This window comes from Streptomyces sp. NPDC001020, from assembly GCF_053599115.1.
In genome coordinates this window covers 36,332-54,595 of record NZ_JBSFLQ010000041.1, presented here as the reverse complement: position 1 = coordinate 54,595, position 18,264 = coordinate 36,332, and the positions used below count along the sequence as shown (strand labels likewise).

Here is an 18,264-nt window from a genome sequence, read left to right as displayed (position 1 = left end):
GAGTCTCCCCCGAGCTCTCGGCTTGCTCGAGCAGGGGGACCCCCACCTGTTGAGGTCGAAGCGGGCGGCGGAGCCAACCGGGAGAACCTGCCTTGAGTCGTGAAACTGACAGTCCGTCCGCCGGAGCCAACGGGAGCGGCGGCGCCGCGTACCCGTCGGGGACGCCACCGTACGGGACCTCCATGGCTTCCGGGGGCGGCGTCGACGCGAGCCGTTCGGCCACGCAGTCGGATGAACGCAAGACCGAGACCACGCTGACCACCCGGATCCGGATCAACATCCCCGGATCGCGGCCCATCCCGCCGGTGGTCATGCGCACGCCCGTCGGGGACGGCGACACCACGGAGGACGTGGACGCCGACACCCAGGCGGCGACCCCCGCGAGTGCGCCCAGCACTCCCGACAGCCCCGAGGAGCCCACCGCGGCGGCCGAGGGCAAGCCGACGAGCGACTGGTTCGCGCCCCGCAAGTCCTCGGCGCCCAAGGGACAACAGGGCGGCGGGTCGACGAACGGAGCGGGTCTGCCCGGCGCTTCGGGCGCGCAGGGCGCGAACGGTGCCTCGCCCGCGCCGGGTAGCCCTGCCGCGGCCGGCGGACGCCCGGGTGGTCCGGGCGTGAACGGTACGGGTGGACCGCGCCCCGGCACCGGCGCACGTCCCGGCGGCACAAACGGCAGCGGCCTGCCGGGTGCCACCGGCGGACCTGTCGCGCCTGGCCACGGCGGTGGCACCGGCTCCTTCGACGTGTCCGAGGCGGTGGCGGCCAGCACCGCCTCGCTCCCGGTCATAGGCACCGACGGCGATGAGCCGTACGGCCGTGACAACCTGCCGTACGGCTCCGAGCAGGGGCGGCGCGGCCCGGCCGGACCGACCGGCGGACCGGTCACGGGTGATGGACCGGTCGTGAGCCCCGAGGGCCCGGCGGCGGGCGTCCCCGGCGTGAACGCCCCCCGTACGCGCCCCGGCGGCCCCGGCCCGAGCGCACCCGGTCCCCGCGACATGCAGGGCGGTCCGGGCGGTCCGTTCGCACCCGGCGCACCCGGCGCACCCGGCGCACCCGGAGCGGCCGTTGGCCAGGGACGTCCCGGCGGCGGGCTCAGCGACGACACCGCGATCCTCACCCCGCAGAAGCCCGCCCCCGAACCGGGCCCGCAGGGCCTCGGCGGCCCCCGCGACAACGTCTCCGGACACACCGTCACCAGCGGTGTCCCCGGCATGCCTCCCGGCGCCCAGAACGGGCCGGGGCCGTTCGCGGCCGGACCCCGCCCCGACGGACCGCTGTCGCACACGCCTCCGAAGCTGCCCGAACCGCTCCAGCCGCAGCAGTCCACCCCCAGCGCGAAGCCGGCCAAGAAGAAGGGCCGCAACAAGCTGGTGCTTCTGGGCGGTGGCGTGTTCTTCATCGCCGCTGTCGCCTACGGTGCCGGGCTGCTGATGAACCACTCCGACGTCCCCAAGGGCACCACCGTGCTGGGTGTCGACATCGGTGGCGGCACCCGCGACGACGCGGTCAAGAAGCTCGACGACGCCTTCGGCAACAAGGTGAACCAGCCGCTGAAGCTGTCGGTCGAGGGCAGGACCATCACGCTCAAGCCGGACCAGGCCGGGCTCCAGTTCGACACCCAGGCCACGGCCAGCTCGGCCGCGACGAGCGACTACAACCCGGTCTCCGTGATCGGCTCACTGTTCGGCAACCACCGCGAGGTTCAGCCGCAGATGCCCGTCGACGAGGAGAAGCTGCAGGTCGCCCTGCAGAACGCCTCGGGCGGTGCCGGATCGGTGACCGAGGGCACCATCAAGTTCGAGTCCGGCAAGGCCGTCGCCGTCTACGGCAAACCGGGCAAGGGCATCGACGTCGCCCACTCGACCCAGCAGGTGCAGCAGGCGTACCGCACCCAGGTGGAGACGGGCTCGGCCGAGCCGGTCCGGCTGCCCACCACCACCCGGCAGCCGACGGTCTCCAACGCCGAGGTCGACCGGATGATGAAGGAGTTCGCCGAGCCCGCGATGTCCGACCTCGTCTACATCCAGACCGACGCGGCGCACCGGATCCCGTTCGGCTCTGTGTCACTGCCGAAGATCCTCGGCGTGAAGGCCGTCGGCGGCAAGCTCGTGGAGACGTACAACCTCGAGGCGCTCAAGGAGGCGTACGGCAGCAGGTTCGACGGCGTGCTGATCACCCGGGGCACCGGGCAGAAGACGGCCGTCACTCCCCAGGACGTCGCCTCCGCGCTGCGCAAGGCTCTGCGCGGCAAGACGAAGGCGGAGCGCGTCGGAGTCATCGAGACCAACCCGAGCTGACCTCTGGTCGTCCGAGCGAACGGAGCCTCTGCCCACCCCGGGCAGAGGCTCCGTCGTCGTTCAACGGGCCCGCAGGTCAAGGTGATCCACCGTCGGACTGCCCCGCACCGAGTGCCGCACGACATGACATCTGTCATCTCCTACTGCGGACCGCCGACACTGCCGGGCATACGGCCGCCGCGGACACCATGGATCACATGACGACGACAGCGGCGACAGCGACCACCACCCCGGTGGCCGGCTTCGACCAAGTGAGCAAGGTCTACGGGAGCGTACGGGCGGTCGACGGGCTGTCGCTGGAGCTGCACCCGGGGGAGACCGTGGCCCTGCTGGGGCCCAACGGCGCGGGCAAGTCGACCACCCTCGACCTGCTCCTCGGACTCAAGCAGGCGGACAGTGGCTCGGTCCGGGTGTTCGGGACCACCCCGCGCGAGGCCATCGTCGCCGGGCGCGTCGGCGCCATGCTGCAGAGCGGCGGCCTGATGGAGGAGGTCACCGTCGCCGAACTGGTGCGACTCGCCTGCGACTTGCACCCCAAGCGGTTCAAGGCCGACGACGTGCTGGCCCGCGCCGGCATCACCCAGATCGCCGACCGCAAGGTCAACAAGCTTTCCGGCGGCCAGGCCCAGCGCGTGCGCTTCGCCCTCGCAACCGCCGGTGACAGCGACCTCATCGTCCTGGACGAGCCGACCACCGGCATGGACGTCTCCGCCCGCCAGGCCTTCTGGGCCACCATGCGCGAGCAGGCCGACCAGGGTCGTACCGTCCTCTTCGCCACCCACTACCTCGAAGAGGCCGACGCCATCGCGGACCGGGTGCTGGTCCTGCACCGCGGTCGCCTCCTCGCGGACGGTACCGCCGCCGAGATCAAGGCGAAGGCCGGCGCCCGCCGGGTCTCCTTCGACCTGGAGGGCGAGTTCGACGAGGCGGCCCTGCGCGCCCTGCCCTTCCTGACCTCGATCGACATCAGCGGCCAGACCGTCCGTATTCAGTCCTCCGACGCCGACGCGACCGTGCACGCCGTCTACGGCCTCGGTGTCTACCCCCGCAATCTCGAAGTCGCCGGGCTCGGTCTGGAGCAGGCGTTCGTCGCCATCACGGAGGCCGAGGAGGCCAAGCAGTCATGAGCAGCCTGATCAAGCTCGAACTCGTCCGCGCCCTGCGCAACCGCAAGTTCCTGTTCTTCTCGGTGATCTACCCGGCGGCCCTGTTCCTGCTCATCGCGGGAAGCGCCGACAGCACGACGAAGGTCGACGGCAGCGGCCTCACCCTCCCGACCTACATGATGGTCTCCATGGCCTCCTTCGGCGCCCTGACCGCCGTCCTGATGGGCAACAGCGAGCGCATCGCCAAGGAGCGGGAGAGCGGCTGGGTGCGGCAGTTGCGGCTGACCACACTGCCGGGACGCGGGTACGTCCTCGCCAAGACGGCCGGCGCCGCCGTCGTGAGCCTGCCCTCGATCGTGGTCGTCTTCGTCGTCGCCTCGGCCGTGAAGCACGTCCGCCTGGACGCCTGGCAGTGGCTCGCCCTGACCGGCGCGATCTGGGCCGGCAGCCTCGTCTTCGCCGCGCTCGGCGTCGCCATCGGCTACCTCGCCAGCGGTGACGCGGTCCGCCCGATCACGATGATCGTCTACTTCGGGCTGTCGATACTCGGTGGTCTGTGGATGCCGACGACGACCTTCCCCGACTGGCTGCAGAGCGCCACCAAGTGGGTGCCCACGCACGCGTACGCTGCCCTGGGGCAGGCCATCGAACAGAGCGAGGCCCCGCACACCCAGGACATCGCCATCCTCGTCGTCTTCTTCGCCCTGTTCACGGGCGGCGCGGCATGGCTGTACCGGAAGGACACGCTGAAGGCGTGAGCACCACGACGGAAGACCCGCGGCCCGGCGTAGAGCGGGAGGAGCGGCTGCTGCGGATGGGGCAGCCGCCCCGCAACCGGGGCGAGGCGCTGCGCAAGCTGGTCTGGATCCTCCCTTGGCTGATCTTCCTCAGCTCACCGGTGCAGGACCTGGCCTCCGGGCCCCACAGCACGGCCGCCACCGTGGTCGGCTGCCTGGGACTGACGGCCTTCACCGGGATCTACCTGACGCTGGTCTTCCGGAACATGGGCCGGTCGTTCTCCGGACCCGTCGTCGCCTGCTTCGTCGCCGTGCTCGGCGTACTCGCCCTCGTGCTGTGCCTCACCCTCGGCAGGCCGTGGATCGGCCTCTTCGTGTACGTCTCCGTCGCCTGCGGGGCGACGCTCCCGCTGAAGACCACGTACTGGACGATCCCGCTGACCGCCGTGGTGACGTTGTTCGTCGGAGAGCACACCGGCATGGACAGCGTGTGGGTCCTGCCCCTGCTGGTGCTGCTCATCGGCTTCGCGATGGCCGGCGTACGGCAACTCGTGCGCACCACGATCGAGTTGCGCCAGGCCCGCGCCACCGTCGCCCAGCTCGCCGCCAACGAGGAACGCCTGCGCCTCGCCCGCGACCTGCACGACCTCCTCGGCCACTCGCTCTCCCTGATCACCCTGAAGAGCGAGCTGGCCGGGCGGATGCTCCCCGACCACCCCGACAAGGCGGCGCAGCAGGTCGCCGACATCGAACAGGTCAGCCGCCAGGCCCTCGTCGACGTCCGTGAGGCCGTCACCGGCTACCGGCGCCCCCGCCTGTCCACCGAACTGGCCGGAGCCCGGGTCGCGTTCACCGCGGCCGGGGTCAGCGCCGAACTGCCCGCCGAACCCGACCTCACCGACGTCCCCGAGGAGAGCGAGTCCACGCTCGCCTGGGCGCTGCGCGAGGCCGTCACCAACGTGGTGCGGCACAGCGGCGCCACCCGCTGCACGGTGGACCTGTTCCGCCGCCAGACCCTGGACGGGGCCTTCCTCGAACTCTCCGTCGAGGACAACGGCGCGGGCGGTTCCGGCAAGGGTCCCGGCAACGGCCTGACCGGCCTGACCGAACGCCTCGAGAAGGCCGGAGGCATGCTGGAGGCGGGCCGGGCCAAGCACGGCTTCCGGCTCGTCGCACGCGTGCCGTTCACCTCCGGCGCAGCTAGTGCCTCGGCGGCGGGGGGACCCCCGGAGCACGCACCGAACGCCGCTCCTTGACGGGCGAACGCTGCCTGCCGAGGCACTAGGATCCCAGCCATGAGCAGCACGATCAGGGTTCTCCTCGCCGAGGACCAGTCGATGGTCCGCGAGGCACTGGCCGCCCTGCTCGGGCTGGAGGACGACATCGAGGTCGTCGCCCAGGTGGCGCGCGGCGACGAGGTCGTGGCGGCCGCCCGCTCCCATGACATCGACGTGGCGCTGCTGGACATCGAGATGCCGGGCGCCACCGGCATCGAGGTGGCGGCCCGACTGCACCGGGAGCTGCCGGCGCTCAAGGTGGTCATCCTCACCACGTTCGGCCGCCCCGGCTATCTGCGCTCCGCCATGGAGGCGGGCGCCGACGCGTTCCTGGTGAAGGACGCGCCCGCGGCCCAACTCGCCGAGGCGGTACGGAAGGTGCTCGCCGGGGAGCGAGTCATCGATCCCACGCTGGCGGCGGCCGCCCTGGCCGACGGCGCCAACCCACTGACCGAGCGTGAACGTGAGATCCTGCGCGCCGCGGCGGACGGCTCGACCAACGCGGAACTGGCCGCCGCTCTCCACCTGTCCCAGGGCACGGTCCGCAACTACCTCTCCACAGCCATCCAGAAACTGGCGGTCCGCAACAGGGCGGAGGCGGTACGGATGGCGCGGGAGAAGGGCTGGTTGTAACCACCACTCCCTGGGCGAGACCTCAGTTGAGCCGTGCCCGGGCCGCTTGCGCCTGCTTCCGCACCCGCTCCGCCGTCGGCACGTCCACCGCGGACACCACCTCGGCATACGCGTCGAGCTCCGCGGCCCCCTGCAGAAAATCGCCGCGCTGTACGAGAAGCTGAGCACGCTCGTAGCGCAGACGCGCCGGATGCGACGGCAGCAGCAATGACAGCTCGACCGCCCACAGGGAGACATCCGACCGCTCGGGCCGGGCGGCAGCCCAGGCGCGGATGTTGTTGAGGATCCGCACCACGACTTCGAACGGATCGGCGGGCGTGAGCATCGAAGGGTCCAGCGGCGCGCCCGTGGCCCCGACGACCAGCAGCTCGGCGTCGCTTCCGGTCAGTATGCGGCCCCCGTCGAAGGGATCGGCCAGCACCTGGTCGTCCGGCGGCCCGAACCCGACGACGAAGTGTCCGGGCAGGGCGACCCCGTACACCGGCCCACCCGCCCGCCGCGCCACCTCCATCCACACCACCGACAGCAGGATCGGCAGCCCGCGGCGCCGCCGCAGCACCTCGTGCAGCAGTGAGGACTCCAGACGCCGGTAGTCCGCGGCCGAGCCGTGGAACCCGCAGCGCCCACCGAGGACGTCGCCCAGCGCGACGGCCCAGGAACGTGGCCCACCCGGCGCGTACGGAAGCTGACCGGCCAGCCGGTCCAGCTCGATCTGCGCGGCGTCCATCCCGGCATCGTCCAGCCTGCTGTCCGCCGCGGCGCCCATGAGCAGACACAGGGTCGCGAGATCGGGCCGCGCGGAGCGAGCCTCATCGCCGAACCGGCGCCGCACCTCGGCGGCCCGCTCGGGGTCCGGGGGACAGAGGGCGTGCATGTCTCGAAACCTCTCACACCACCGGCCCGGGACCGGCGACCGCCCGGCCCTCCGCGTGCGGACCACGGGAGCCCTCCGGCTCCCGGTAGTGGTGATACGCATGATGCGCCCGAAAACCCAGTTCCGCATACAGGGCCCGCGCCGCCACATTGTCCGTCTCGACCTGGAGCCAGCCCGCCGAGGCGCCCTCGTCGAGGGCCTGCCTGGCCAGTGCCGCCATGACGGCCATGGCCAGGCCCCTGCGGCGCTGCGCCGGATCGACCTCGACCGCCGCGAAACCGGCCCACCGCCCGTCCACCACGCACCGCCCGATCGCCGCCGGAGGAGCATCCTCCGCGCCCGGAACCGTCGCGAACCACACCGAGGGTCCGCCGGTCAGCACCCTCAGCGCCACCTCGCTCAGCCCCTTGCGCTGGTAGCGGGCGAGCCATGCCTCGTCCACCGTGCGCGTGAGCAGGACCCCGGCCGCCTCCCGGTCCGCCACCGGGGCCAGCGCGCCGGTCCACAGCTCCGCGGTCACCTCCCGGGTCCAGCCCCGTGCCTCGAGCTCGGCGCACAGCAGTTCCTGCGTGCCCTCGGCGCCGGTCGCCAGTTGCACATAGGCGGGCAGACCCCGGGCCGCGTACCAGTGCTGTACGGCCTTCAGCGCCTCGTCCAGCGGCCGCCCGGGATCGCCGAGCGGCAGCACCGAGTTGGCCCGGCGCGTGAAGCCCTCCCGTCGCCCGACCGCCGCCCCTCGCGGACGCGCTTCGCGCGGCACCTTCTCGACTGCGGCGCGCAACTCCCAGGCGCCCAGCCGCTCCCGCTCCACCGGCTGCCAGGCCCTGGCCGCGATCCGTGCCAGCTCCTCGTACGACGCCGAAGGACCCCTGCGGCGGGCCGGAGCCGCCGGAACCACCTTGCCCGCGACCAGTGAGGACTCCGTAATCCGGACACTTTCGCCGCTCCGCTGTGTGATCAGCAGCACACCGTCGGTCCAGGAGGTCAGCACGCCGACCGTGTCGGTGAACTTCTTACCCTCGGTGGCATGTTCGTTCCACCGCCGTACGGAGACGCGTTTTCCCACGTCAGCAGCGGTGATACGGATCTCCAGCCGTCCGCCCGCAGAGATTTCCACAGGTCAGTTCACCCCTCCTGTTCGGATCATGCCCAAGAACGGAGATACTAGGGGCGGGCATCGACGACGCCGCGCTCCCGCGCGCCAGGCGGCGGAGCCTGAGGAGGCCTCGCCAGCGCCCTACCGAGGAGGAACGACAGCGTGACCTACGTCATCGCAGAGCCTTGTGTCGACGTCAAGGACAAGGCGTGCATCGAGGAGTGCCCGGTCGACTGCATCTACGAGGGCCAGCGGTCCTTGTACATCCACCCGGACGAATGCGTCGACTGTGGGGCCTGTGAGCCGGTGTGCCCGGTCGAGGCCATCTTCTACGAGGATGACACTCCCGAGGAGTGGAAGGACTACTACAAGGCGAACGTCGAGTTCTTCGACGAGCTCGGCTCGCCCGGTGGCGCCAGCAAGCTGGGGCTGATCGAGCGCGACCACCCCTTCATCGCGGCGCTGCCCCCGATGAACCAGTAACGGCCCGGGGAGCAAAAGGGAGTGGGCCGCTCCCTCTTGCTCCCCAGGCCGTAAGCGGCTACCCGCGCCGCCTCGGTCCCGTACGGTGCCTGCCCGCGCCGCACGGGACCGAGGCGTTTGTGGCGCCCGTGCGCTCGTACCGGGGCGCCAGTCGTACCAGCAGAAAGTGAGCGATCCCGTGTCCGCAGTCTCAGAACGCCTTCCGACCTTTCCCTGGGACAGGCTGGAGCCGTACAAGAAGACGGCCGCCGCGCACCCGGGCGGGATCGTCGACCTGTCCGTCGGTACCCCGGTCGACCCGGTCCCCGGGCTGATCCAGAAGGCGCTCGTCGCCGCGGCGGACTCCCCGGGCTATCCGACCGTCTGGGGCACACCCGAGCTGCGGGACGCGATCATGGGCTGGGTGGAGCGCCGCCTGGGCGCCCGCGACATCACCCACCACCACGTCCTGCCGGTCGTCGGCTCCAAGGAACTCGTCGCCTGGCTCCCGACCCAGCTGGGCCTCGGCCCCGGCGACCGGGTCGCGTACCCACGGCTGGCCTACCCGACGTACGAGGTCGGCGCCCGCCTCGCCCGCGCGGAGTACGAGGTCTACGACGATCCGACCGCCCTCGACCCGACGAACCTGAAGCTCCTGTGGCTCAACACTCCGTCGAACCCCACGGGCAAGGTGCTGAGCAAGGACGAACTGACCCGGATCGTGGCCTGGGCGCGCGAGCACGGCGTCCTGGTCTTCTCCGACGAGTGCTACATCGAACTGGGCTGGGAGGCAGAGCCCGTCTCGGTCCTGCACTCGGACGTGTGCGGCGGGTCGTACGAGGGCATCGTCTCCGTCCACTCCCTGTCCAAGCGCTCGAACCTGGCCGGCTACCGGGCGGCGTTCCTCGCGGGCGATCCGGCCGTCCTCGGTCCGCTCCTGGAGATCCGCAAGCACGGCGGCATGATGACGTCGGCGCCGACGCAGGCGGCGGTGGTGGCCGCGCTCGGCGACGACACGCACGTGGCCGAGCAGCGCGCCCGCTACGCGGCCCGCCGTACGGCCCTGCGCGACGCGCTCCTCGGGCACGGCTTCCGGATCGAGCACAGTGAGGCGAGCCTGTACCTGTGGGCGACCCGCGACGAGTCCTGCTGGGACACCGTGGCCCACCTCGCCGAGCTGGGCATCCTGGTCGCACCGGGCGACTTCTACGGTCCGGCGGGCGAGAGGTTCGTCCGCGTGGCGCTGACGGCGACGGACGAGCGCGTCGCGGCGGCCGTGCAGCGGCTGTGACGCGTACGGCGGAGCGGGCGGGGGAGCGTCCCCGCCCCCTCCGCCACCGGGCTCAGCCGCCCAGCGGCAGCCCCTGGGTCGGCAACTGCTGAGTCGGCAGCCCGCCGCCCGTCGCCGTCCTCGTGGTGCCACCGAGCAGCCCGCCGGCCTGACCCGCGGCGTTCCCGGCCGCCTTCTGCGCGATCGGTGCCGTCGTCCCGACGAGCCGACCGGCGGCCCTGCTCGCGGTCGGTACCGCCTTCTTGGTCGCCGTGCCGCCGACGCCACCCGCGAGCCCGGCGACCTTCTGGGCGGCACCGTCGACGTTGCCGATCTGTGCGCCGTCCAGGGTGGTCAGCCCACCGAGGTTCGGGGCGGACGGCGCAGTGGGCGTCGCCGCGCCGGCGGAGCCGGCCGCACCGACCACGGGCGCCGCTCCCGCTGCGATCAGCAGCGCGGCACGGGCGATCCGGCGGGTCAGGGGGAGGGACATGATGCTCCTTAGACGGGAGATTACGGTGAAGTGTCCGACCGGGCCCGGGAGTTCGGCCGCTCCATGAACGGCCGGCCGCTCGTGGGCCGACTGGCTGCCGACCGGTTCCGCTGCTGACCGTTCCGGGCTCGGACGCAGTGACTACCGCTCGAGGCCCGCGAAGGTTGCGGTGGCCCGGCGCAAAGAGTTGGCAATGCGTCGCATTATCGGGTGGGGATGAAATCGGGCAAACGGCATCCGCTGGAGGGCCCGCGGAGATCCCTACCGCCCCTTGTTCTCAAGGGATTCGACGCATACGGGAACGGGGGCGCGAAAGTCCGCGCACCCCGTCACAGAAGCGCGCCGTGCACAACCCCGAAGGGTGAGGGTCCGTACTGCTGACCGAGCTACTCCGCGGTGACGATACGGACCTGAGTGGCCGACGCCTTCGCATCCGAATCACCGGTGGTACGCCACTTGTTCGCATACCCTCCGCGCGACCACTCGCGGCCCGCGAAGGAGACCCGCGAGATGTGCAGCGTCGACGAGTTGGCCACGGCCCAGTGCGCCAGCTCCCAGCCCCGTTCGTCGGCGGTGCCCGAGGCGGTGGTCCTCCGGGGCACGGGAACCGTCACCGTGCCGGTGGCCCGCCCTGCCGTGGCCGTGGGGGACGGCGAGAGCCGCTTGGTGCTCGCCTGAGCGCCGGCCGTCGCCAGTACATCGCGTCCGAAGTCCCGTACGAGCGCGGCCCGCACCGCGTCCGGGCCGCTGGTCCCGCTCGGTGCCGGGCGCCCCTGGCAGGTCAGTGTGGCCGCCGACCGGCCGGTGAGCGCGGCGGCGAGCAGCGTGGCGTCCGGCTCGTGCTTCGCGTACGCCTCCGGAAAGCCGCTGCGCTGCACGCGCTGGGCAGCGACGGTCAGCGGCAACCGGGTGTAGTCGGGCACCTTGGCCAGATGCTCGTAGAACATCCCCGCCGCGTACGTCGGGTCCATGATCTGCCGTTCGGTGCCCCAACCCTGCGACGGGCGCTGCTGGAACAGGCCGAGCGAGTCCCGGTCGCCGTGCTCGAGGTTGCGCAGGCCCGACTCCTGGAGCGCGGTCGCGAGCGCGATCGTCACCGCGCGCTCGGGCATGCCGCGGGTGGTGCCGACCGCGGAGATCGTCGCCGCGTTGGCCGCCTGATCAGGCGTGAAGTCGTACGACGCGTCGTCACCCTTGCCCGAGACGACCGTACATCTCGGCGTGCTCGAGCCGGTGAGGTACTGGACGGCGAGATAGCCCGCGACAGCGAGCAGGACCATGACGGCCGCGCCAAAACGGAGAAGGCGACCACGTCGGCGGGGAGAGGGGGACGGCTCTGGCACCCGTACAAGGTACTGGAGGCGCCTACGGGCGCCTTCCGGGGCTGTGGACAACTCCTGGGGCAGCCCTGGGCGCTCCGGCGCGTTAGGGTCGAGGACATGGCCGATACCCCGCTTGACCTCACGTTGGACGCCGCGCGGCTCACCGCGCAGCTCGTCGATCTCCCCTCCGAGAGCGGTGCGGAGAAGCCTCTCGCGGACGTGATCGAAACCGCGCTGCGTGCCCTGCCGCACCTGACGGTCGACCGGTACGGCAACAACGTCGTGGCCCGGACGAACCTCGGGCGGGCGGAGCGCGTCATCCTGGCGGGCCACATCGACACGGTCCCGATCGCGGACAACGTGCCCTCCCGGCTGGACGAGGACGGTGTTCTGTGGGGCTGCGGCACCTGTGACATGAAGTCGGGCGTCGCGGTTCAGCTCCGCATCGCGGCGACGGTCCCTGAGCCCAACCGCGACCTCACGTTCGTCTTCTACGACAACGAAGAGGTCGCCGCACATCTGAACGGTCTGGGGCATGTGGCCGAGGCCCATCCCGATTGGCTGGAGGGTGACTTCGCGGTGCTGCTGGAGCCCTCCGACGGCCAGGTCGAGGGCGGCTGCCAGGGCACGCTGCGGGTGCAGTTGAAGACCAGCGGGGAGCGGGCCCACTCGGCGCGCGGCTGGATGGGCGCGAACGCGATCCACGCGGCGGCCCCGATCCTGGCCCGCCTGGCCGCCTACGAACCCCGGTACCCGGTCATCGACGGCCTGGAGTACCGGGAGGGCTTGAACGCGGTCGGTATCTCGGGCGGGGTCGCCGGGAACGTGATTCCCGACGAGTGCGTCGTCACGGTCAACTTCCGCTATGCGCCGGACCGGAGCGAGGAGGAGGCGATCGCTCACGTCCGTGAGGTGTTCGCGGATTGCGGGGTCGAGGAGTTCGTGGTGACCGACCACAGCGGCGGAGCGCTGCCCGGTCTCTCGCACCCGGCCGCGGCGGCCTTCCTCGAGGCGGTCGGCGGAACCCCGCAGCCCAAGTACGGCTGGACCGACGTCTCTCGCTTCAGCGCACTGGGCATCCCCGCCGTCAACTACGGTCCGGGCAACCCGCACTTGGCGCACAAGCGGGACGAGCGCGTGGAGACGGCGAAGATCCTCGCCGGGGAGGAGCGCCTGAGGGCCTGGCTGACGTCCTGAGACCTGCGGCCCGGAAATCGGCATGGCGGTTCATGGCGGACATGCGCACGTCCCCCGCACGCAACCCGCACGCATCTACGCTGGGGTGGAACGGCCTTCCTCAGGCTCTCGGCTTCGCCCCCACTCCCGACGCAGCTCCGGCGGGGGCGGCCCTGAGCTGGGAAGACTCTGACGCGGAGGGAGCGCACATGCCTACCGGCAACCCCGAGGGCAAGAAGGTGCCGCCGGACGAGCAGCGGCTCGGTCCCGTGCTGCGCAGGCGGGACCAGGTGACGACGAGCACCACGGACCAGCGTCTACTGGACGCCGGTGGCCCCTCGGACTCGGTCCACACGGACCCCTGGCGTGTCCTCCGCATCCAGTCGGAGTTCATGGAGGGCTTCAGCACGCTGGCCGAACTCCCACCGGCGATCAGCGTGTTCGGCTCATCGCGGACGCCCCCGGACTCACCGGAGTACGAGGCGGGCGTGCGGCTCGGGCGCGGCCTGGCACGGGCGGGCTGGGCGGTGATCACAGGTGGTGGCCCGGGCGTGATGGAGGCGGCCAACAAGGGCGCGTGCGAGGCGAAGGGGATCTCGGTCGGGCTCGGCATCGAGCTGCCCTTCGAGCAGGGCCTGAACCCGTACGTCGACATCGGACTGAACTTCCGCTACTTCTTCGTCCGCAAGATGATGTTCGTGAAGTACGCGCAGGGCTTCGTGGTCATGCCGGGCGGCCTGGGCACCCTGGACGAACTCTTCGAGGCCCTGACCCTGGTCCAGACCCAGAAGGTGACCCGCTTCCCGATCGTCCTCTACGGCACGTCGTACTGGGGCGGCCTGGTGGACTGGCTCAGGAACACCGTGGTGGCCCAGAGCAAGGCCCTGGAGAAGGACCTGCTCCTGTTCTACCTGACGGACGACGTGGAGGAGGCGGTGGCACTGGTGTCGAAGGAGGCGGCACGCTAGTGCCCCGAGAGAGCGGCTCCCCAGCCCCGGCTGCTCTGGAGCGGGGGAGCCGGCCGGGAACCCAGGGCCTGTTCTGAGTTGCCCGCCTGCGGCGCGACGCCTGGCACGGTGCCTCGCCGCGTTGTCGGGATCGCCCGCGTACGCCCAGTACGGGCGACCCTCCGCCTTGCGAGACACTGCACCAGACGCCGCGCCGCCCGCCCTCCGGGCGAACGACGGGCAACTCAGAACAGGCCCCTAGGCCAGCCCCCGGCGTGCCACCGCAGGCGGGCGGTGGCCGGCGATCGACGCCACCATGTCCAGTACCTGTCGTGTCTCCGCCACCTCGTGCACCCGGTACACCTGTGCCCCCAGCCAGGCCGACACCGCTGTCGTCGCCAGCGTCCCGACCACCCGCTCCTTCACCGGCTTGTCCAGCGTCTCGCCCACGAAGTCCTTGTTGGACAGCGACACCAGCACCGGCCAGCCCGTGGCGACCATCTCGCCCAGCCGCCGCGTCGCCTCCAGACTGTGCCGCGTGTTCTTCCCGAAGTCGTGGCCCGGGTCGATCAGAACCGACTCGCGCGGCACGCCCAGAGCCACCGCCCGTTCGGCCAGCCCCAGGGTCACGTCCAGGATGTCGGCCATGACGTCGTCGTAGCCCACCCGGTGCGGACGTGTCCGAGGCAGGGCTCCCCCCGCGTGCGTGCACACCAGCCCCACCTCGTAGCGCGCCGCGACCTCCGCGAGCCGCGGATCGACCCCGCCCCAGGCGTCGTTGAGCAGATCCGCGCCCGCCTCGCACACCGCCTCGCCGACCTCGTGCCGCCAGGTGTCCACGCTGATCACCACATCGGGGAAGCGGCGCCGTACCTCGGCGACGAAACCGACCGTGCGCCGCGCCTCCTCCTCGGCCGTCACCTCTTCCCCCGGCCCGGCCTTGACCCCGCCGATGTCGATGATCGCGGCACCCTCCGCCACCGCCTGCTCCACGCGCGCGAGGGCGGGTTCGTCGCGGAACGTGGCCCCCTGGTCGTAGAAGGAGTCCGGGGTCCGGTTCACGATCGCCATGACCACCGGCTCATGCGTGCCGAATTCCCGCCTGCCCAGCCTGAGCATCCCCTGTGACCTCTTCCAGTACGTCCCGTTCCTTGGTCGTCTGCGACCCTAATCGTCAGCGTCGCATGGCACGATCGGACCCAGACACATTCGACATCGGCACTGCCGCGCCGACGCACAGCGCGCCGGCACCAAGCGTGGGGACCTCAGTGATGCTCATGTTCTTGTTCCTGGTCGTCGCGCTGGCTGTCGTGGTCGCCGCGGTCACACTGACCGTGGTGGGCGGAGGCGAGAGCGCCCCCCTGCCTCAGGCGGTGCCCGAGCGGCTCGACGACCCACTGCCGCCGGATCGCCCGGTCGGTCGCGCGGACGTGGAGGCCCTGCGTTTCCCGCTCGCCGTCCGTGGCTACCGCATGGCGGACGTGGACGACGCGCTCGGCCGTCTCGGCGCCGAGATCTCCGAGCGGGACGCCCGCATCGCCGACCTGGAGGCCGCGCTCGTCGGTGCTCGTGCCGCAGGGACCGCATCGGACAAGCCGGCCGAGGAGGACCACCAGTGAGCGGGACAGTCGTGACGGGACCGGACGGCGTGCTGCGCTGCCCCTGGGCCCTGTCCACCGAGGACTACGTGACGTACCACGACGAGGAGTGGGGCCGCCCGGTCCACGGCGACGACGCACTGTACGAACGGCTGTCTTTGGAGGCCTTCCAGTCAGGCCTGTCGTGGATCACGATCCTGCGCCGCCGCGAGGGCTTCCGCGCCGCCTTCGCCGACTTCCGGATCGTCAAGGTGGCCGCCTTCACGGACAGCGACCAGCAGCGCCTGCTCGCGGACTCCGGCATCATCCGCAACCGTGCCAAGATCGAGGCGACGCTCGCCAACGCGCGCGTGCTGGCCGACTGGGCCCCGGGCGAACTGGACGAGCTGATCTGGTCGTACGCCCCTGACAGGGCCCGTCGCCCCGCCCCGAGGGCCTTGGGCGACGTCCCGGCGGTCACCGACGAGTCGACGGCACTGGCCAAGGCCCTCAAGAAGCGCGGCATCCGTTTCGTCGGCCCGACGACGGCGTATGCGCTGATGCAGGCATGCGGGCTGGTGAACGACCACTTGGAGGCCTGCGCGGCCAGGGGCGGCTCCCAGGCGGCCTGAGGCCTGGGCCGAGGCCGCCCGGCCGGGGCGGGAGTCCGGGCCCACCGGGGCCGAGCCCCCGTCCGGCCCGGACCACGCTCCCCGCCCGGCCGGCCTCGGCGTCACCGTCCCAGATACTTCGGCTTCTCCTTGGCGACGAACGCCCGCACCGCGATCATGTGGTCCTGGGACGAGCCCGCACGGGTCTGCAACTCGTCCTCCTTCTCCAGCGCCTCGTCCAGGGAGTGGGAGAGTCCGAACGCCAGCGACTCCTTCAGGGCGGCGTACGCCAGAGTCGGCCCCTCGGCCAGCGAGCGGGCCGCCTTCTCCGCCTCGGCACGCAGATCGGACAAGGGGACCAGCCGGTTCGCGATCCCCCACTCGTACGCCTGCTGCGCGCCAAAGCTCCGCGGGAAGAGCAGCAGGTCCGCGGCGCGCGACGGTCCGACGACGCGCGGCAGCGTCCAGGAGACCCCCGAGTCCGCGGTGAGCGCCACCCCGGCGAACGACGTGTTGAACGCCGCGGTGTCCGCGACGATCCGGTAGTCCGCGGCGAGCGCGAAGCCGAGGCCCGCCCCGGCCGCGACCCCGTTCACCGCGGCGACCACCGGCTTGGCCGCCCCGGCCAGGGCCCGCACGATGGGGTTGTAGTGCTCCCGGACGGTGCTCATCACCCCGCCGCCTTCCGAGCCCGACTCGTGGGCCTCGAGCACCCCGATGTGCTCCTTCAGGTCCTGCCCCACGCAGAATGCCCGGTCCCCGGCGGCGGTCAGCAGGATCGCCCGTACGGAGGCGTCGTCCGCCGCCTCCCGCGCCGCGTCCCGCAAGGCGACCTTGGCCTCGGTGTTCATCGCGTTCATCGCCTCGGGGCGGTTCAGCGTGATCGTCGCCAGTCCGTCGCTGACCTCGTAGAGCACGGTGTCGGCCATGGTGGTCCCCTCCGGTGTCGCGGCTCCGGCGTACCGATCGGTACGCCCTGCGTCCGAAGGACAGCATGGCGGAGATCACGGGCCGTGGAACGGACCGGACGTGTGACCTGCGTCAAAGAATTCCCGTCCGCGGACGGTCGGCGGATGTCCGTGCGAGGGCGCAGTATCACAGCCCCGTCGCCGAATTGAGTGGTTTTGCTCGCGCGTGTTGCTCAAGCGATGCCGACTGATGTTGGTCATCGGGTCCTGAGATGCGGGATAATGGCTTGGAAGCAATGTGTTCGATGCCGGTGTCGCGTGTCCTGTGACGACCGCGTGCCCTTCAGGGGGACTGTCGGCAGACGATGAGCTGGTTTCAGGAAGGGGAACGAGCATGGCGGCCATGAAGCCGCGGACGGGTGACGGCCCGCTCGAGGTGACCAAGGAGGGGCGGGGCATCGTCATGCGCGTTCCGCTCGAAGGCGGCGGTCGGCTCGTCGTCGAGCTGACCCCGGACGAGGCCGACGCGCTTGGCGACGCCCTCAAGAAGGTCGTCGGCTGACGCGAAAGCGGCCCCAGGTTTCCGCGACCCCGGCATCGTACGCGGTGCCGGGGTCGCTGTTTTCCCGGGGGGGAGGGCCCTCTTCAGTGCCCCGGCAGGAAGTGTTCGCCTGTCGAGGAGTCGCCTCCGGTCAGCGCTTGACCGCGCACAACATTCCGTCGCCCACCGGGAGAAGCGAGGGCACCAGGTCCGGGCTCTCGCGGACGGTGCGCAGCAGTTCCCGTAGCCGCAGGACCTCGGTGGGCTGCGGTCCGGAGTCGACCGTGCGGCCGCCCGCGAGGGCACCCTCGAAGACGACGAGGCCCCCGGGGCGCAGCAGGCGCAACGATTCGGCGAGGTAGTCCAGGACCTCGAGCCGGTCGCCGTCGCAGAAGACGAGGTCGTAGCCGGCGTCGGCGAGCCGGGGCAGCACCTCCAGAGCGCGGCCCGGGATGAACCGGGCACGGTTGCTCGCGAACCCGGAGGCGCGGAAGGCCTGGCGGGCGAACTGCTGATGCTCCGGCTCAGGGTCCACCGTGGTCAGCACGCCGTCCGGCCGCATCCCGTGCAGCAGGTGGATCCCGGAGACGCCGCACCCGGTCCCGATCTCCGCCACCGCCTTGGCGTCCACGGTGGCGGCGAGCAACCGCAGCGCGGCGCCCGCGCCGGGCGACACCGAGCGCAGCCCTGCTTCACAGGCCCGGTCACGGGCCCAGCGCAGCGCGTCGTCCTCGGCGACATAGGCGTCGGCGAACGCCCAGCTCGTCTGCCGGTTGCCGGTAATGACCCTCTCCTGTCCCCGCGATTGCCTGGGCGTGACTGTATCCGTTGACGGCGGGAACCCGCAGATGGGACCGGGCGTTTAGAGAGGTGGGAAGAGCAGCGGGGGAAGGACGGGGGGACGAGGATGGACGTGGACGCCGAGCAAGTGCTG

Annotated in this window: 19 protein-coding genes; 12 read left to right on the top strand and 7 right to left on the bottom strand. The window is 71.5% G+C overall.

What is annotated here, in order from left to right:
- The first annotated feature begins 92 nt into the window (after positions 1-92).
- The 5 genes from ACWDEX_RS30485 (at position 93) to ACWDEX_RS30465 (ending at position 6,053) form a co-directional block, all read left to right on the top strand.
- On the top strand, positions 93-2,300 hold the full coding sequence (locus tag ACWDEX_RS30485; RefSeq protein WP_450467675.1) for a hypothetical protein: 2,208 nt from the start codon (positions 93-95) through the stop codon (positions 2,298-2,300).
- A gap of 197 nt (positions 2,301-2,497) precedes the next feature.
- A complete protein-coding gene (locus ACWDEX_RS30480; RefSeq protein WP_450467673.1) occupies positions 2,498-3,427 on the top strand; it encodes an ABC transporter ATP-binding protein in 930 nt (309 codons plus the stop codon).
- Positions 3,424-4,164 (top strand): ABC transporter permease, encoded by a 741-nt coding sequence (locus ACWDEX_RS30475; protein ID WP_450467671.1) that lies wholly within the window; start codon positions 3,424-3,426, stop codon positions 4,162-4,164. Before ACWDEX_RS30480 ends, ACWDEX_RS30475 begins: the two co-directional genes overlap by 4 nt.
- Positions 4,161-5,399, top strand: coding sequence for a sensor histidine kinase (locus ACWDEX_RS30470; protein WP_450467669.1), 1,239 nt, complete (start codon positions 4,161-4,163; stop codon positions 5,397-5,399). Before ACWDEX_RS30475 ends, ACWDEX_RS30470 begins: the two co-directional genes overlap by 4 nt.
- Before the next feature lie 39 nt (positions 5,400-5,438).
- Complete coding sequence (locus ACWDEX_RS30465) at positions 5,439-6,053, top strand: response regulator (RefSeq protein ID WP_450467667.1); 615 nt, start codon at positions 5,439-5,441, stop codon at positions 6,051-6,053.
- 22 nt (positions 6,054-6,075) lie between these two features.
- Here ACWDEX_RS30465 and ACWDEX_RS30460 read toward each other — a convergent pair whose 3' ends face one another.
- Entirely contained in the window at positions 6,076-6,927 is an 852-nt protein-coding gene (locus tag ACWDEX_RS30460; RefSeq protein ID WP_450467665.1) for a transglutaminase family protein, read from the bottom strand.
- Between the two features lie 13 nt (positions 6,928-6,940).
- Positions 6,941-8,044 carry a GNAT family N-acetyltransferase gene (locus ACWDEX_RS30455; RefSeq protein ID WP_450467663.1) on the bottom strand — a complete coding sequence of 368 codons (1,104 nt, stop codon included), beginning with the start codon at positions 8,042-8,044 and terminating at the stop codon, positions 6,941-6,943.
- Between the two features lie 141 nt (positions 8,045-8,185).
- Between ACWDEX_RS30455 and fdxA the strand changes: the two genes are divergently transcribed.
- Together fdxA and ACWDEX_RS30445 are read left to right on the top strand one after the other, a co-directional pair.
- A complete protein-coding gene (fdxA, locus tag ACWDEX_RS30450; RefSeq protein ID WP_043443616.1) occupies positions 8,186-8,506 on the top strand; it encodes a ferredoxin in 321 nt (106 codons plus the stop codon).
- Between the two features lie 178 nt (positions 8,507-8,684).
- A complete protein-coding gene (locus tag ACWDEX_RS30445; RefSeq protein ID WP_450467662.1) occupies positions 8,685-9,776 on the top strand; it encodes a bifunctional succinyldiaminopimelate transaminase/glutamate-prephenate aminotransferase in 1,092 nt (363 codons plus the stop codon).
- A 52-nt stretch (positions 9,777-9,828) separates the two neighbouring features.
- Here ACWDEX_RS30445 and ACWDEX_RS30440 read toward each other — a convergent pair whose 3' ends face one another.
- Together ACWDEX_RS30440 and ACWDEX_RS30435 are read right to left on the bottom strand one after the other, a co-directional pair.
- Entirely contained in the window at positions 9,829-10,248 is a 420-nt protein-coding gene (locus ACWDEX_RS30440; RefSeq protein WP_450467661.1) for an ATP-binding protein, read from the bottom strand.
- A gap of 386 nt (positions 10,249-10,634) precedes the next feature.
- Positions 10,635-11,591 carry a heavy metal transporter gene (locus ACWDEX_RS30435; RefSeq protein ID WP_450467659.1) on the bottom strand — a complete coding sequence of 319 codons (957 nt, stop codon included), beginning with the start codon at positions 11,589-11,591 and terminating at the stop codon, positions 10,635-10,637.
- A 96-nt stretch (positions 11,592-11,687) separates the two neighbouring features.
- Between ACWDEX_RS30435 and dapE the strand changes: the two genes are divergently transcribed.
- Together dapE and ACWDEX_RS30425 are read left to right on the top strand one after the other, a co-directional pair.
- The gene (dapE, locus tag ACWDEX_RS30430; protein WP_450467658.1) at positions 11,688-12,767 is read left to right on the top strand and encodes a succinyl-diaminopimelate desuccinylase; all 1,080 of its coding nucleotides are present in this window, start codon (positions 11,688-11,690) and stop codon (positions 12,765-12,767) included.
- Positions 12,768-12,955: 188 nt separating this feature from the next.
- Positions 12,956-13,714 carry an LOG family protein gene (locus tag ACWDEX_RS30425; RefSeq protein WP_450467656.1) on the top strand — a complete coding sequence of 253 codons (759 nt, stop codon included), beginning with the start codon at positions 12,956-12,958 and terminating at the stop codon, positions 13,712-13,714.
- Between the two features lie 237 nt (positions 13,715-13,951).
- Here the strand turns inward: ACWDEX_RS30425 and folP are convergent, their stop codons facing one another.
- Entirely contained in the window at positions 13,952-14,812 is an 861-nt protein-coding gene (gene folP, locus ACWDEX_RS30420; RefSeq protein WP_450467655.1) for a dihydropteroate synthase, read from the bottom strand.
- A 152-nt stretch (positions 14,813-14,964) separates the two neighbouring features.
- On the opposite strand from folP, the gene ACWDEX_RS30415 reads away from it, so the two are divergent.
- Together ACWDEX_RS30415 and ACWDEX_RS30410 are read left to right on the top strand one after the other, a co-directional pair.
- Positions 14,965-15,312 (top strand): DivIVA domain-containing protein, encoded by a 348-nt coding sequence (locus ACWDEX_RS30415; RefSeq protein WP_450467653.1) that lies wholly within the window; start codon positions 14,965-14,967, stop codon positions 15,310-15,312.
- Positions 15,309-15,902 (top strand): DNA-3-methyladenine glycosylase I, encoded by a 594-nt coding sequence (locus tag ACWDEX_RS30410; protein WP_450467651.1) that lies wholly within the window; start codon positions 15,309-15,311, stop codon positions 15,900-15,902. The genes ACWDEX_RS30415 and ACWDEX_RS30410 overlap by 4 nt, the downstream gene beginning before the upstream one ends.
- A 101-nt stretch (positions 15,903-16,003) precedes the next feature.
- Here the strand turns inward: ACWDEX_RS30410 and chcB are convergent, their stop codons facing one another.
- Entirely contained in the window at positions 16,004-16,810 is an 807-nt protein-coding gene (gene chcB / locus ACWDEX_RS30405) for a 2-cyclohexenylcarbonyl CoA isomerase (protein ID WP_450467650.1), read from the bottom strand.
- A 373-nt stretch (positions 16,811-17,183) separates the two neighbouring features.
- Here chcB and ACWDEX_RS30400 point away from each other — a divergent pair, with 373 nt between their 5' ends.
- Positions 17,184-17,351: a DUF3117 domain-containing protein gene (locus tag ACWDEX_RS30400; RefSeq protein WP_003966491.1), complete on the top strand. Its 168-nt coding sequence runs from the start codon at positions 17,184-17,186 to the stop codon at positions 17,349-17,351.
- 130 nt (positions 17,352-17,481) lie between these two features.
- Here the strand turns inward: ACWDEX_RS30400 and ACWDEX_RS30395 are convergent, their stop codons facing one another.
- Positions 17,482-18,180 carry an O-methyltransferase gene (locus ACWDEX_RS30395; RefSeq protein ID WP_450467702.1) on the bottom strand — a complete coding sequence of 233 codons (699 nt, stop codon included), beginning with the start codon at positions 18,178-18,180 and terminating at the stop codon, positions 17,482-17,484.
- Between the last annotated feature and the right edge of the window lie 84 nt (positions 18,181-18,264).

What these genes read in the sequence shown, in the direction of transcription:
- ACWDEX_RS30415 (WP_450467653.1), top strand. Translation starts at nt 14,965, where the DNA reads ATGCTCATGTTCTTGTTCCTGGTCGTCGCGCTGGCTGTCGTGGTCGCC.
- ACWDEX_RS30480 (WP_450467673.1), top strand. Translation starts at nt 2,498, where the DNA reads ATGACGACGACAGCGGCGACAGCGACCACCACCCCGGTGGCCGGCTTC.
- ACWDEX_RS30460 (WP_450467665.1), bottom strand. Translation starts at nt 6,927, where the DNA reads ATGCACGCCCTCTGTCCCCCGGACCCCGAGCGGGCCGCCGAGGTGCGG.
- ACWDEX_RS30475 (WP_450467671.1), top strand. Translation starts at nt 3,424, where the DNA reads ATGAGCAGCCTGATCAAGCTCGAACTCGTCCGCGCCCTGCGCAACCGC.
- ACWDEX_RS30465 (WP_450467667.1), top strand. Translation starts at nt 5,439, where the DNA reads ATGAGCAGCACGATCAGGGTTCTCCTCGCCGAGGACCAGTCGATGGTC.
- ACWDEX_RS30440 (WP_450467661.1), bottom strand. Translation starts at nt 10,248, where the DNA reads ATGTCCCTCCCCCTGACCCGCCGGATCGCCCGTGCCGCGCTGCTGATC.
- chcB (WP_450467650.1), bottom strand. Translation starts at nt 16,810, where the DNA reads ATGGCCGACACCGTGCTCTACGAGGTCAGCGACGGACTGGCGACGATC.
- folP (WP_450467655.1), bottom strand. Translation starts at nt 14,812, where the DNA reads ATGCTCAGGCTGGGCAGGCGGGAATTCGGCACGCATGAGCCGGTGGTC.
- ACWDEX_RS30425 (WP_450467656.1), top strand. Translation starts at nt 12,956, where the DNA reads ATGCCTACCGGCAACCCCGAGGGCAAGAAGGTGCCGCCGGACGAGCAG.
- dapE (WP_450467658.1), top strand. Translation starts at nt 11,688, where the DNA reads ATGGCCGATACCCCGCTTGACCTCACGTTGGACGCCGCGCGGCTCACC.
- ACWDEX_RS30400 (WP_003966491.1), top strand. Translation starts at nt 17,184, where the DNA reads ATGGCGGCCATGAAGCCGCGGACGGGTGACGGCCCGCTCGAGGTGACC.